This is a genomic window from Algoriphagus chordae (assembly GCF_003254055.1).
Taxonomy (GTDB): domain Bacteria; phylum Bacteroidota; class Bacteroidia; order Cytophagales; family Cyclobacteriaceae; genus Algoriphagus; species Algoriphagus chordae.
This window is the reverse complement of the sequence record NZ_QKZT01000012.1, coordinates 64,719-79,111: the sequence shown is the minus strand read 5'-3', so window position 1 is coordinate 79,111 and position 14,393 is coordinate 64,719. Positions and strand designations below refer to the sequence as shown.

The window sequence follows — 14,393 nt, the reverse complement described above, 5'->3', positions numbered from 1 at the left end:
TTTTTTGATTTTTTTTAACCGAAAAGTGAGCCTAGCCCCCAAGGAAGTTGTCAGGGTTGTAGAGAGCATAGCTTCTAAGCTATTCAGTACTGAATAGTCTAAATTTTTCCACAGGAATTCAAGCTCTAAGAATCAAAACCTTTGAGGTATCATCCCGAACATCGGCAAATTTCGAGATGTACCTCAATGGTTAATAAAGAATGATGAATGCCTAATAATGAATTTCGAAGTGTGTTTGAGAAGTTAGAATTCAACCTCTACTAACACAGGGAAGTGATCCGAAGGATACTTTTTGCCATAGTTGTCCGTCAGGATTCCATGACGAATTACTTTAATATCTCCCTTTACAAATACATGATCTATGATGCCGTCTGGCATTCTTTCCCAGTCAAAACCTGTGAAAGTACCAGCCGGGCCGTAAGATGGGATCTGAGAGATCAGTCTGGCATCTTGCCAATCAGGATTGCTAGTGATGGTCGTGTATGCACCATTTTCAGGAGTGACATTGAAGTCGCCCATAAGTAGTGCTGGAGCATCTTCTTTGTTGATCTTTGACACCTGAGCCATGACTAGTTTGCTGCTTTCTTCACGCGCTTGCTGGCCAATATGATCATAATGGATGTTGAATACATAGAAAGTTTTGCCTGATTCATCCTTGAATTTACCCCAGGTACAAACCCTGTTTAGCGCAGCATCCCAACCCTTACTTGGTTTCTCGGGAGTAGGAGAAAGCCAGAAAGTACCTTGATCCAATATCTCAAATTTCTCAGGGTCATAAAGAATCGCGGCATATTCACCTTTTTCGGTTCCGTCATCTCGTCCAACACCAATGAATTTATATCCCAATGTGGTGCTTAGGTCCATCAGCTGATTGTGTAAAGCTTCCTGGGCGCCAAATAGCTCGACTTGGTGAAACTCGATCAGGCTTGCCACATGTGGAAGACGATCTGGCCAGAGGTTGCCGACGTCATTTTGATTGGCGTATCGGATGTTGAAGGTTGCGAAATTGTGTGTTTGTGCTATCGAAAGAGTACTTTTTCCCAGTAAGAGAGTAAGCAAAAACACAGATGTTTTTAAAATACTTTTGAGGCTTGAATTCATGATTTCAGAACTTATTCTTGAAAAATGGTTTATCTAATTGAATTTGAGCTTTAATTTTAGGAATACCAAGATGAAGCGTAAAGACTTTGAAATTCAAATTTCAGCATTATCATCGTACATCAGGCATCAAACAGTCCACAACTCTATCACATGAAAACTTTTTATCCCAAAGATCTTACAACACAGGAATTTCACGGACTGCTTCAAGGAGCAGTAGCCCCACGACCGATTGCTTTTGCTAGCACCATCGACAAAGCCGGAAATGTAAACCTGAGTCCTTTCAGTTTTTTTAATCTTTTCAGTACCAATCCAGCGATACTGATTTTCTCGCCTTCGAGAAGAGTGCGGGACAATACCACCAAGCATACGCTTCAAAATGTACTGGAAGTGCCAGAAGTAGTGATCCATGTGGTTCATTTTGGGATGGTGGAGCAGATGTCTCTGGCGAGTTCTGAGTATGCAAAGGGAGTAAATGAATTTGACAAAGCGGGTTTTACCCAGGTGCAATCAAATGAAGTAAAACCTCCAAGAATCAAGGAGGCGCATGTTGCCTTCGAATGCAAAGTGAATGAGGTGAAGTCACTGGGCGATAGTGGCGGAGCTGGGAATTTGGTGATTTGTGAGGTGTTGGTAGCGCATGTGAATGAGGCTATTTTGGATGAGATGGGCCTGATTGACCCTAGGAAATTGGATGCCGTCGCTAGATTGGGTGGCAATTGGTATAGCCGTGCCAGTGGAGCATCACTCTTTCAGATTCCTAAACCTCTGCGTACGCTTGGGCTAGGGATAGATCAAATGCCATTGGAAGTGAAAAATAGCGCAATTCTAAGTGGAAATAATCTGGGGAGACTGGGTAATGTAGAGAGCTTTCCAAGTGAAGCTGAGATTGCTGCCTTTGGGCAAAGTGCAGAAATACAAGAAATGCGAGTACGATTTCAGCATGATCAGGATTCATTGATTGACCATTTGCATTTATTGGCTAAGGAGGCACTTGACGAAGATGATGTGGATAGGGCTTGGCTGATCCTTTTACAGGATAATGGCTTGTGAAAATTTATATATTAATAAATTAGTACAAACTATTCTGAGAAAAGGGCTATTGCTAAGCCAGTACCCATAACTTTGATAAGACTTCCCTAGAAATGATTTTTATTAGAAAAACCTTATTCATAGCTTCTTTGATATGCTGTTCATTCTTGGCAAATGCCCAAAATGAAGGCAAATCCGGTGACTCTACTAAGGTGGAAAAGAAGATCGATTTCAGTGTCATGCCCTTTCTGAGTTACAACAGGAATCTTGAGATGATGATTGGGGCAATTCCCATGATGATGTACAAGTTTAACAAGGAAGACAAGATTTCTCCCAAGTCCTTGTCGGGCTTATCTGCAGTTTACACGACCAATGGGTCCTACTTTATTGCTTTTTTCAATAGGTTATATTTCAAAGAAGACTCCTGGCGTGCTAATTTTTTTGCCATGAATGGAGATCATAATTCCCAATTCTATATGGATGACGTTTATGAGCCGGGTTTTTATGATTATGGGACCAAGTCGACCATAGTAAGTGCTGGGATACAACGAAAGATTTTCAAGGGACTTTATGCTGGTGTAGCCTATACCTATGCTCATTATGATACGGACTATGAGGATGATGTGCAGCCGTCATCAACAGTTCAAACAAATGGGGTGCAATTGAATGCGCTATACGATACCCGTGATGCAGTTTACTATCCCATGAAAGGAAATAAAGCGAGAGTACGCTGGATCAGTTATCCGGAATGGTTTGGGAACGATGAAACTGCGAACAAAATTTTGTCGGAATACAACAAATATCTTCCTATGCGCAATGAGACAGATGTGCTAGCGCTGCGTTTTTCCGGGAAATTTGGCTTGGGAGATATAGCCTTTCAGCAGCAAGTGACGATTGGTGGTACTGATATTCGGGGATACTCAGAAGGAAAATACAGAGGTGATGGATTGATGGCCATACAAGGAGAATACCGCTATAATTTCGGAGAAAAAATGGGAGTGGTTGGTTTTGCTGGATTGGCCACTATTTATGGTTCTGATACTGAAAGTTTCAATTGGGGACTTTATCCTGGAGTTGGAGCAGGATATCGATACAAAGCTTTCAAAACAGTCAAATTCAACATTGGCTTAGATGCCGCTGTAGGCAAAGATGACTGGGGGATTTACTTCAGAATCGGAGAGGCTTTTTAGAGGATTGGTTCTCAGTCGTAGTTTACCGATTGGCGGAAATCTTCAGACCTGCTTGCAGCAGGCAGGCTTGTGCCTTTTGAAAGGCTATTCTTCAGAAGAGTTGAACCAAGGTGATATTCAGACTTCTCTGTGCTAAAAGAACAAAAAAAAAAGCGGCCTGAGCCGCTTTCCTTATTTTATGATGATTTCCTGTGGCATTCTAACCTGAACACCCTCGTAAGATTTTAGTTTTTCTACTTCCTTATATAGCGTGTAGTTTGTCCCTAATTGACTTTGAAGGATTTTGATTTGAACATTATTTCCTAGGTCCTCCATGATCGTTTCGAACCAAGGTTTTTTGGTAGGATAATAGACTACTCGGTAATCATCCTCAGCACCTATTCTCGCAGCAGCGATTTCGATGGTGGTGTTCAAGCCTCCTAGTACATCTACCAATCCTCTTTCTTTAGCTTGGTTGCCCGTCCATACTCTACCAGAAGCAACTTCTTTTACAGCTTCTGGTGACATTCCTCTGCCTTCAGCTACTCTGGACACAAACGTCTCATAGCCGTCTTCAACTGATCCTTGGATGATGCTTCTTTCTACATCGGTCATCGGTCTGGTTGGATTCATAAAATCAGAAAGCTCACCAGTTTTCACCACATCTGTAGTAATACCTAGTTTATCATTTAGCAGTTCCTGTGCGTTGAACATCATGCCGAAAATACCGATTGAGCCCGTAATCGTGTTTGGTTGTGCCACGATAGTATCTGCTGGTGCAGAAATGTAATATCCGCCTGAAGCTGCTACTTCGCCCATGGATACATAAACTGGCTTCACCTTCTTAGCTTCTGCCATTTCTCTCCAGATCACTTCAGAAGCTATCACAGAGCCTCCAGGGGAATTTACACGAAGGATGATCGCTTTGATATTGTCATCTTTTCGTGCTTTGCGAATTTCTTTGGCAAACTTATCTGAACTTATCACGCCATCTGCCTTTCCACCTACAATCTCCCCTTCTGCGATGATTACGGCTATTCTATTAGAGGATGTGATGTTTTTGGATTTAGCTGTTTTGTTCAGGTCGGTGACATTGATCGTCTTAATGTCATCATCCTCGTCCACTCCCAGTTTGTCTTTGAGTTTAGAAAGAACTTGGTCAAAATACAGGAGATCTGTAGCCAAACCATAGCTTACAGCATCCTGAGGCTTGCGAACTAGCATGAGATCATTGATTTTCTTCAAGCTATCGAAGGCAATTCCTCTTGATTCGGAGACAGCATGCAGTGCAAACTGATTCATATCGTTCAAGAATGACTGTGTTTGCAATCTAGCTGCAGGACTACTTTTCTCTAGGATAAAGGGCTCCACAGCAGACTTAAACTCTCCAACGCGGAAAATCTCTGGTTTCACACCCACTTTTTCGAAAAGACCTTTGAAGAAAATACCTTCAGAAGAAAAACCGTTGAAGTCGATTCCACCCAAAGGATTCAGGTAGATCTCATCTGCTACAGAAGCTACATAATAGCCACCTTCGGTGTAGGCTTCATCGTATGCGACGATGAACTTTCCAGAAGTTTTGAAATCCACGAGGGCTTCACGAAGCTCCAGCAAGCTCGCCTGACCAGCCATTACTAGGCCAGTATTGAGGTAAATACCCTTGATGTTGTCATTGGTTTTTGCTTCCCCAATGGCTTTTTTGAGATTGATAAGGCCTGCATTGAACTCCTGACCAAATGGATTTCCAAAAATAGAAAGGTCCAAATCGTCCTCAGAAGTTCGCTCCACGATAGTTCTACCGTTGAGGTTGAGGTGCAAAATTGAATTTTCACTCACAGATACTTCTTCAGAGCCACTGGATGAGGCTACGATGCCTATCAAGCCAAACATAAGTAGCACACTCAGTATGCTGAAAACAAAAAGACCGACGATCACCGCCAGTACATTTCCTAAGAATTTCATAAGCTAAATTATTTGAAGCCCCAAAATAACCTAATTTGAGGCATGATTACAAAAGCAATAATAAGCTGAAAATGTTTGAGAAAGCAGTTTTAATCGTTGGAGGAAATAAGGGAGATAGAAATGCGCTGCTCAAGTCAGCGCTGGAGGCTCTTTCTAGACTTGGAGAATTGACGCTCAAGTCGGGTATTTACGAGACCGAAGCGTGGGGAGGAGTGGCTAAAGGGCCTTTTTTGAATCAGCTGCTAGAAATCAAAACTAGTTGCTCGCCTAGCGAACTTCTAGCTTGTACCCAGCAAATCGAAACAGATTTGGGTAGAAAGAGAGCCGAACACTGGGGGGATCGGACCATGGATATTGATATTATTTATTTTGGAGAACGTGTAATTGTTACTCCCGAACTTAAGATTCCTCATCCATTTATTGGAGAAAGGAGATTTGTATTGGCGCCGCTAGCTGAGATTCTGCCTGAGTTTATTCATCCGATTTCGGGGAAAAGTAGTCTGCAGATGCTGGAAGAATGTGAGGATGAGTCTGAAGTGAGGGTGGTGTTTTAGTAGTGAAGATTGTAAGTGGTTAGTTGTAAGGGTTGTAAGTAGTAAGGGTTGTTAGTGGTTAGTTGTAAGTTGTAAGAAGTGAAAGGTGAAAGGTAACAGGTGGTAAGTCAATTTATGTTCTGCTGCTTTTCCAGAAGAAGCCGCAGCAATTCTTGAATTAATGTAAATTCCGATTTTGGTTAAAATGACTATCCGAGATTACCCCATTCTTGATTAGACCTGCGGTGGTCGAGCTTGCCGAGACCATTCTGGCTAAGATGGTGTATTGGCAATAACCTGGATAATCGTTTTTCCCAGCCCTAAGGAGCTAGGCAACCTTATGTTCTGCTGCTTCTCCAGAAGCCGCAGCAATTCTTGAATTATTGAAAATTCCGATTTTAGTTAAAATGAATATCCGAAATTACCCGACTCTTGATTAGGGCTGATGTGGTCGAGCTTGCCGAGACCATTCTGGCTAATATGGTGTATTGGTAATAACCTGGATAATGTATTACTCAGTCCAACGAGCTAGGCAACCTTATATAGGGCTTTCAACCCTTTGCCTTAAAAAGAGATATTGAATAATAGCTGTGGCTTCCGTGCATCTAAATAGATAGTGGGACTTTTTGGCCATAGTTGTGAAAAATGCTTTTAAAAGAAACCCGCCTTATGAGCGGGTTTCGTATTTTATAATCCTGACACTTCAGCTTCAGGATGGATTTTTTTGACCAAACCTTGGAGGACTTTTCCAGGGCCACATTCTACAAATTCCGTAGCGCCGTCAGCCACCATGTTTTGGACCGATTGTGTCCATTTCACGGGAGCGGTGAGCTGAGCAATTAGATTTGCTTTGATCTCAGCTACCTCACTAACCGCCGTGGTGCTTACGTTTTGGTAAACAGGACAGCTAGGGGTGTGAAAGGTCGTAGCTTCTATAGCTGTTTGTAATTTCTCACGTGCAGGTTCCATCAGCGGAGAATGAAATGCTCCACCCACTGGAAGAGGTAAAGCGCGTTTTGCACCAGCTTCTTTCATTTTTTCGCAGGCAATTTCGATTCCTTTGTTCGAACCGGAAATCACCAACTGACCTGGGCAATTATAATTAGCTGGCACGACTACCTCATCCGAAATACTTGCGCAGATTTCTTCTACCTTTTCATCTGCCAATCCTAAGATAGCTGCCATGGTAGAAGGATTGATTTCACAGGCTTCTTGCATGGCCAATGCTCTTTGATAGACTAGTTTTAGTCCATCTTCGAAAGCAAGAGTGCCATTGGCAACCAATGCAGAAAGTTCTCCCAAAGAGTGACCTGCTACCATATCAGGAGCGAAGTCTGGAGTTGTTTTCGCCAAAATCACGGAATGAAGAAATACAGCGGGTTGCGTTACATTGGTTTGCTTCAATTCTTCTGCAGTCCCTTCAAACATGATGTCTGTAATGCGGAAACCCAAGATTTCGTTAGCTCGCTCAAATAATTCCTTCGCTTGAGGATTTTCTTCATAAAGTGCTTTTCCCATTCCTGGGAATTGGGCGCCTTGGCCCGGAAAAACAAATGCCTTCATTAACTAGTGTTTTTTGTTCGTTGCAAATATAGGTCTTTTCCTAATTCAGCTTAACCTGTTGAAATCAGGAATGGAGCTTAATCCCTGTTTGGATAAGGATTTCTTCGGAAAGGAATTTTGATTTTTCAGCAGCTGTGGGAAGCCTGCAGGTACTTTTCTTTCCAAACCAGCGGTAGCGATTACTTCCTATCCAATTGTAAATAGGATCACGAAGGATTTTTGGAATGAAAATCAGTGGATAAAGCAGAGGCCAAAGTCCAGAAAGTTGTCTGGCTATTTTCAGTGCTGCTGTGCTTTTGTAATGAATTTTCCCTTTTTCCAAAAGGACAAGGGAGTCGAGGTAATCCTCTCTTACATCATATTGAGAAAGTATTTCTTTGCTAAGATCCTCTTGTAATGCTCCCACTAAGAAATGATCCTTAGTATCTCTTTGGATCACAAAATCAATGGAAGCATTACAGAGGTTGCAAACCCCATCAAAGAATATGATGGATTTGGCTTGCGTCATCTAAGCAGTTGAATCGTTCCTTTGAGGCTCTGACTCTGATCTGCAGGATCGAGCACATCAAACATTACAGTCCCTGAATAAAAATAGGTGCCTGCAGGCAGCTCATTGCCATTTTTATCTTTTCCATCCCATCGTATGAAAATATCATTTTCAAGATTGTCGAGGCTATTGTAAGAGAATACTTCTACTCCCCAGCGATTTACGATAAAGATATTAACGCCTTCCACAAATCTAGGGCACTGTGAGAATGGATTGTCAAAGGCCATGAAGGTCTCATTTAGCCCATCACTATTTGGAGTGAAGGCATTTGGAAGACTGTAGTTAGGGCAATTTTCCACACATACGACATTACTCGGCTCAGATTCGTTGCCAGATCTATCCACGGCAGTGATGTAATAGCAGCCTCGGTAAGTAGTCAGATTGCGGATGGTGGTAGAAAGATTCAGAGCAGAAACTTCAGCAATCATCTCAAACTGGCTATCCTCACCATCGGAAGTATAGTATATTTTATAGCTACTCAACTCGTCATCACATTCACCTGATACATCTGGAACCCAACTTAGCTTGTGTTCATAGCTAGTATTGTTACAAGGAAGATCAGCGAGGTATGTAGCACATTCTGGGCCTTCGAAAGTCAAGACAGGAGGACATGGGAATCGGTCATCATCAGGCTTCGCGCAAATGATTTGAGATTTATTTTCCAGCGGATATACTAGTCCGGCTACATTGTAAGAGCCTTTTGTAATCACGTAATAGCAGTATTCAAGTTCCTTCTCTAGGGGAACACCATTGAAACTACCATCATCCAAATATTTGAATCCACTAGTAGTCACGTCGACTTCGGCTATTTTCACAAAAGTAGTCTCGTCTGCAGCGGCAGCATCGGTCCTGTTTCTATAAACTTCATGTTTGTATTGGCTGACAGAATTGTTCCAAGGAACGGTGAACTCCCAGTTCAGTTCAATCGCTTCATTGACAATGGTAGGATCTGCCCAAACCGAAGAAGCTTTAGAAGAGGTGTCAATTTTTGTGTTTCTGTCTAGCAAGACTACTTCATAATTATACACTACATCTTCTGTGTTCAAACCGGTGTCAGTAAATAATGTATCTGAGGTGACTCCCAATGATATTAGGTTCTCACTTCCTGTGAAGCCTATACTTCGCAGTAGTTCATAACTATATGGACCTGGATAGAGTGTTTTGTCAATGTCATAAGGAGGAGTCCATTTCACGAAAATCTCTCCTGTAGTTGGGTCAGTTTCTTCTACACTCACATTAGTGATAATAGGTACGTCTACGTCGATGGTGACGCATATTTCTTCAGAGACGATGCTTTCTCCAAGTCTAGGTTCAGGATAGGCTGCCACTAATCTGTAGCAATAGGTATTGCCAGGGGCTAAGCCATCGCCTCCATTCGTGTCTAGGAAATCCAGTGTTTGCATATTGGTAGTCCCTACCAATTCATAGCCAGCTCGGATCCCTGTCTCACAGCTATCTGGCAAATATGGGTCAGAGTTGATCCTTCTCCATACCTGCATTTCAGAAGCAGAGTTGGTGCAGACATAAGGGTCCCATTTCAACTCTACAGTCCTGCCAGGCATTTGTTCTATCTCATCAAAGGCTGGTGGAGGTCCCACGACTTTGATTCGCCAGGTTTTAATATCAACTAAGGATGGCCCCGAACTCGGTTCATCTGTGATTCGTACGCGAACCTCATATTCTCTAGCTCTAACATGGTTGCAGACTGTTTGCCACTCGAAATTGACGATCCCTGGCGTTGGCTGAAATTCACTTTCAGGAGTATAAGTAGCTGGGGATGTTGTTATTTCTACAGGTTCTCCGAATACTTCAATTTTAACAGGGTCTCCATCAGGATCTTCTCCCTGAATGATATCTTGGATTAGTGTACCTGCTTCCACACAGAGATCATCTGGTAAAATCAGCTCAGGTCTTCGATTGTTAGAATTTTCGATAATGATCTGCATATCCCGGACCACATAGCCAATGAGCACCCATTCCCCATCCAGTTTTCGATATTCATTGATTCGAAAAGCTACGTTGAACTGCCCCGCTGTCCCAGGGGCATCCCATATCAAATCTCCATAGACTGGATCCAAAGTCATATAAGCAGGAGTGCTACCATCTTCTTGGTTGAAACTGAATTCTGGAGAAGCAGGGCTTCTGTAGTTATTAACAGGTCTTTGGTAAGCTTGCTTAGGGATGTCCATTACATAAGCCAAGCTATCTCCATCAGGATCATAAGCGCCAGGATTGTGAATGTATCGTACGTTTACTGCACCATTATCTACAGGCGGGATAGTCAGTACTGGAGAGTTGTTCACCCCGATAAATGGATCGATGGTAATGGTTGTTTCCACATAAAAAGGAGTATCCACCGAATTGTCCATGTTCAGAGTTTTGTCATTCCTGTTGAATTCTTGAAACCTAATGGTGTAAGTACCTGGGCCTTGAAAAACATGTGAAATCACAAAGGTGTTTTTCTCAATTTGATTTCCTAGGTCTTCGACTACTTTGAAATCACTATCTGTCTGAAGTTCTGATTCTCGTCCATCGCCGAAGTTGATGATCCCAGGGCCAAAAATCACACTTGATCGAGTATCAGTATAGCCAACCACAGTGATTTTGTACTCCAAAGATTGTGGAGAAACCCGCTCAGCGATAATTTCACCTGCTCTAATGTGTGTTGCCCAAGCTTCAGAAATTCCAGCAACTAGGAAGATTAAAAAAAGTCCAAGGGTGATTTTCAGCTTCATATTGGTCAAGTTCATTTATAAGGAGAAATAGAATGTACGAATTTATCCTGCTTTAAGATTTTCGATTACATCCTTTTCCTATACGAAATAAAGGGAAGTAAGGAGAAAATCTCCGCAAAATCAAACATTAAATCTGTATAAAGGCATAAAGTACTAGTAGAACTGTCTAATGCGGGTTTTTATTTAGAACCGATTAAAATAAGGCATCTGTTTTTGAATGGATTGTTTGCTAGTTGTTCGGCATGTAAATTTGGCAGTAATAATCAAAGATTTCGTTCTAATCTAATCGCAAAAATTGTATGAGCTGGGTTACAAAAACCTTGAGTAGCACAATAGGCAGGAAACTGATCATGGCATTGACCGGACTTTTCCTGATTCTATTTTTGACAGGTCACGTTGCAGGAAACTTGCAGTTGTTAAAGAGTGATGGTGGTGAGGCATTTAATATTTATGCCAAATTCATGACCACCAATCCAGCAGTAAAGTTGCTTTCTTACTTGACCTATATCTCGATAATTGGTCACGTGATCTTTTCTATTTGGCTTTCCAAAACAAATAGAGCTGCACGTCCTGTAGGATATGGAGTTTCTACTCCTCCTTCCACCACGATTTCATCTAGAAATATGGGTATTCTAGGCACAATCATCTTAATTTTCATCGTAGTACATATGCAGAGCTTCTGGTATCAGATGCACTGGGGAGATATTCCATTTGTGACATATGATGGGGTTGAGTACAAGGATTTGTACAGCATTGTAGTTTTTGCTTTCCAGAATGTATGGATGGTAATCGGATACGTAGTAGCGATGGCTTTCTTGGCATTTCACCTTTCTCATGGATTTGCCAGCGCATTCCAGACCTTAGGTTTGAATCACGCGAAATACTCGCCAGCAATTGCGCTGATCGGAAAAATCTACTGCATAGTAGTTCCGATCCTATTTGCCAGCATGCCAGTTTATATCTATTTCACACAGAGCTAATCAATAGTCCCCTATGATACTAGATTCAAAATCCCCAATCGGACCTTTAGCCGAAAAGTGGACTAAACATAAGTTTAACAGTAAGCTGGTAAACCCAGCAAACAAAAGAAAATACGAGGTAATCGTGGTAGGTACCGGTCTTGCCGGAGCCTCTGCTGCTGCTTCTTTGGCAGAATTGGGCTATAAAGTGAAAGCTTTTTGCTTCCAGGATAGCCCTCGTCGTGCGCACTCTATCGCTGCACAAGGCGGGATCAACGCTGCCAAAAACTACCAAAATGACGGTGACTCGGTTTACAGACTTTTCTACGATACCATCAAAGGTGGAGATTATCGTTCCCGTGAATCCAATGTCTATCGTCTTGCAGAGGTTTCTGTAAATATCATTGACCAGTGTGTGGCGCAAGGTGTTCCTTTCGCCAGAGAATATGGCGGATTGCTTGCCAACCGTTCTTTCGGTGGAGCGCAGGTGTCCAGGACTTTCTACGCAAGAGGCCAAACGGGGCAGCAGTTGCTTTTGGGCGCTTATTCAGCCTTGAGTCGTCAGGTAGCGAATGGTAAAGTGAAACTTTATCCACGAACTGAAATGATGGACGTCGTGACTATCGATGGACATGCAAGAGGTATTGTGACTAGAAACTTGATCACTGGTAAGATTGAAACTCACGCTGCTCACGCGGTGCTATTGTGTACGGGTGGTTATGGAAACGTATTTTTCCTTTCTACCAATGCGATGGGATCAAATGTGACCGCAGCTTGGAGAGCTCATAAAAAAGGTGCTTACTTCGCCAATCCTTGCTACACACAGATTCACCCTACTTGTATCCCGGTATCCGGAGATCATCAGTCCAAGTTGACTTTGATGTCTGAATCCCTGAGAAATGACGGTCGTGTGTGGGTGCCAAAGACTGTAGAGCTGGCGCAAAAGCTTCGCAAAGGAGAAATCAAGCCTAGAGATATCAAGGATGAGGACAGAGATTATTACTTGGAGCGGAAATATCCTTCCTTCGGTAACTTGGTCCCTCGTGATGTGGCTTCCAGAAATGCCAAGGACGTTTGTGATGAAGGTCGTGGTGTAAATGAAACTGGCCAGGCTGTTTTCCTTGACTTCCGCGATGCGATCAATCGTGACAGCGAGGATGCTATCCGCGCGAGATATGGCAACTTGTTTGACATGTATCAGCAGATCACCGGTGAGAATCCTTACCAGACTCCAATGAAGATTTATCCAGCAGTTCACTATACTATGGGTGGACTTTGGGTTGATTATAACTTATCTACTACCGTTCCTGGCCTTTATTCCTTAGGAGAGGCGAACTTCTCAGATCACGGAGCAAACAGATTGGGAGCTTCCGCTTTGATGCAAGGTCTGGCAGATGGGTACTTCGTAGTTCCTTACACTATCGGCGATTATTTGGCACAAATAGGCCCAGCACCTGTGGATACCAATCATCCTGAATTTGCGAAAGCAGAAAAAGGCGTGAAAGATGCCATCCAAAAGCTATTGTCAATCAACGGTACCAAAACTGTAGATCACTTCCATAAGGCATTGGGACATATCATGTGGGAATACTGTGGTATGGCCAGAAATGCAGAAGGTTTGACCAAAGCTAAAGGCATGATTCAGGAGCTTAGAAAAGAATTCTGGAGAGATGTGAAAGTGCTTGGTGCAAACGAAGAACTGAACCAGACACTGGAGAAAGCAAGTCGAGTAGCTGATTTCTTAGAACTTGGCGAATTGATGGTAGACGATGCATTGAACAGATCTGAGTCTTGCGGTGGTCACTTCAGACTGGAGTCTCAAACTCCGGATGGAGAAGCATTGAGAGATGATGAGAACTTCGCCTATGCGGCTGCCTGGGAGTTTATGGCAGAGAATTCTCCTGAAACTCTCCACAAAGAGCCACTCGTGTTTGAAAACGTGAAGTTGACTCAGAGATCCTACAAATAAATTCAAGACTTTAATTCATAACTATATAGTATGAAACTGACATTAAAAATATGGAGACAGAAAAACGCCAGCGATAAAGGCGCATTTGTCACCTATCCTATAGATGGAATTTCCACTGACATGTCATTCCTAGAAATGATGGATGTCTTGAATGAGGAACTTGCTATCAAAGGAGAAGATCCTGTGCACTTCGACCACGATTGCCGTGAAGGTATCTGTGGTATGTGCTCACTTTATATCAATGGTCATCCACACGGACCTCAGCAGACGACTACCTGTCAGCTTCACATGCGTTCGTTCTCCGATGGGGAAACGATTACGATCGAGCCATGGAGAGCTGCGGCTTTTCCAGTGGTAAAAGACCTAGTTGTAGATCGTGGTTCATTTGACAGAATCATCCAAGCGGGCGGATACGTGAATGTGAATACAGGTGGCGTGCCGGATGCAAATGAGATTCCTATTCCAAAGAGAGTTGCTGATGAAGCCTTTGATTCTGCGACTTGTATTGGTTGTGGAGCTTGTGTGGCAGCCTGTAAGAATGCTTCTGCGATGCTTTTCACCTCTGCCAAAATCTCGCAGCTGGCAATGCTTCCACAGGGACAGGTGGAAAGAATGTCCAGAGCAGAGAAGATGGTCGCTCAGATGGATGATGAAGGTTTCGGAGCTTGTACCAACACAGGTGCCTGCGAGGCAGAATGTCCTAAGGGAATCAGCCTAACGAATATCGCTCGAATGAACAGAGAGTATTTTTCTGCTTCTGTGAAGAGCGAGAATGTCTAATTGAAGGATCAGATACAAATAGAACAGAGAAAGCCGGCGAGAGTCG

General features: G+C 42.8%; 11 protein-coding genes. 6 read left to right on the top strand and 5 right to left on the bottom strand.

What is annotated here, in order from left to right:
• Positions 1-243 precede the first annotated feature (243 nt).
• Entirely contained in the window at positions 244-1,101 is an 858-nt protein-coding gene (locus LV85_RS13835) for an endonuclease/exonuclease/phosphatase family protein (RefSeq protein WP_111320416.1), read from the bottom strand.
• A 150-nt stretch (positions 1,102-1,251) separates the two neighbouring features.
• On the opposite strand from LV85_RS13835, the gene LV85_RS13830 reads away from it, so the two are divergent.
• Together LV85_RS13830 and LV85_RS13825 are read left to right on the top strand one after the other, a co-directional pair.
• Positions 1,252-2,151: a flavin reductase family protein gene (locus tag LV85_RS13830; RefSeq protein WP_111320414.1), complete on the top strand. Its 900-nt coding sequence runs from the start codon at positions 1,252-1,254 to the stop codon at positions 2,149-2,151.
• Positions 2,152-2,243: 92 nt separating this feature from the next.
• Positions 2,244-3,320 carry a BamA/TamA family outer membrane protein gene (locus tag LV85_RS13825; protein ID WP_111320412.1) on the top strand — a complete coding sequence of 359 codons (1,077 nt, stop codon included), beginning with the start codon at positions 2,244-2,246 and terminating at the stop codon, positions 3,318-3,320.
• Positions 3,321-3,491: 171 nt separating this feature from the next.
• Here LV85_RS13825 and sppA read toward each other — a convergent pair whose 3' ends face one another.
• The gene (gene sppA / locus LV85_RS13820) at positions 3,492-5,261 is read right to left on the bottom strand and encodes a signal peptide peptidase SppA (RefSeq protein WP_111320410.1); all 1,770 of its coding nucleotides are present in this window, start codon (positions 5,259-5,261) and stop codon (positions 3,492-3,494) included.
• Between the two features lie 71 nt (positions 5,262-5,332).
• On the opposite strand from sppA, the gene folK reads away from it, so the two are divergent.
• Positions 5,333-5,815 carry a 2-amino-4-hydroxy-6-hydroxymethyldihydropteridine diphosphokinase gene (gene folK, locus LV85_RS13815; protein WP_111320408.1) on the top strand — a complete coding sequence of 161 codons (483 nt, stop codon included), beginning with the start codon at positions 5,333-5,335 and terminating at the stop codon, positions 5,813-5,815.
• 666 nt (positions 5,816-6,481) lie between these two features.
• Here folK and fabD read toward each other — a convergent pair.
• From fabD to LV85_RS13800, 3 genes are all read right to left on the bottom strand, one after another.
• Positions 6,482-7,357, bottom strand: a complete 876-nt coding sequence (gene fabD / locus LV85_RS13810; protein ID WP_111320406.1) for an ACP S-malonyltransferase — start codon at positions 7,355-7,357, stop codon at positions 6,482-6,484.
• A 64-nt stretch (positions 7,358-7,421) separates the two neighbouring features.
• Positions 7,422-7,865: a thiol-disulfide oxidoreductase DCC family protein gene (locus tag LV85_RS13805; RefSeq protein WP_111320404.1), complete on the bottom strand. Its 444-nt coding sequence runs from the start codon at positions 7,863-7,865 to the stop codon at positions 7,422-7,424.
• Positions 7,862-10,639: a T9SS type B sorting domain-containing protein gene (locus LV85_RS13800; protein WP_111320576.1), complete on the bottom strand. Its 2,778-nt coding sequence runs from the start codon at positions 10,637-10,639 to the stop codon at positions 7,862-7,864. Before LV85_RS13800 ends, LV85_RS13805 begins: the two co-directional genes overlap by 4 nt.
• Before the next feature lie 299 nt (positions 10,640-10,938).
• Here LV85_RS13800 and LV85_RS13795 point away from each other — a divergent pair, with 299 nt between their 5' ends.
• Genes LV85_RS13795 through LV85_RS13785 form a run of 3 tightly spaced genes read left to right on the top strand, consistent with a single transcriptional unit; the run spans position 10,939 to position 14,347 of the window.
• Positions 10,939-11,619, top strand: coding sequence for a succinate dehydrogenase cytochrome b subunit (locus LV85_RS13795; protein WP_111320402.1), 681 nt, complete (start codon positions 10,939-10,941; stop codon positions 11,617-11,619).
• 13 nt (positions 11,620-11,632) lie between these two features.
• A complete protein-coding gene (locus tag LV85_RS13790) occupies positions 11,633-13,567 on the top strand; it encodes a fumarate reductase/succinate dehydrogenase flavoprotein subunit (protein WP_111320400.1) in 1,935 nt (644 codons plus the stop codon).
• A 30-nt stretch (positions 13,568-13,597) separates the two neighbouring features.
• Positions 13,598-14,347: a succinate dehydrogenase/fumarate reductase iron-sulfur subunit gene (locus LV85_RS13785; protein WP_111320398.1), complete on the top strand. Its 750-nt coding sequence runs from the start codon at positions 13,598-13,600 to the stop codon at positions 14,345-14,347.
• Positions 14,348-14,393: the final 46 nt, after the last annotated feature.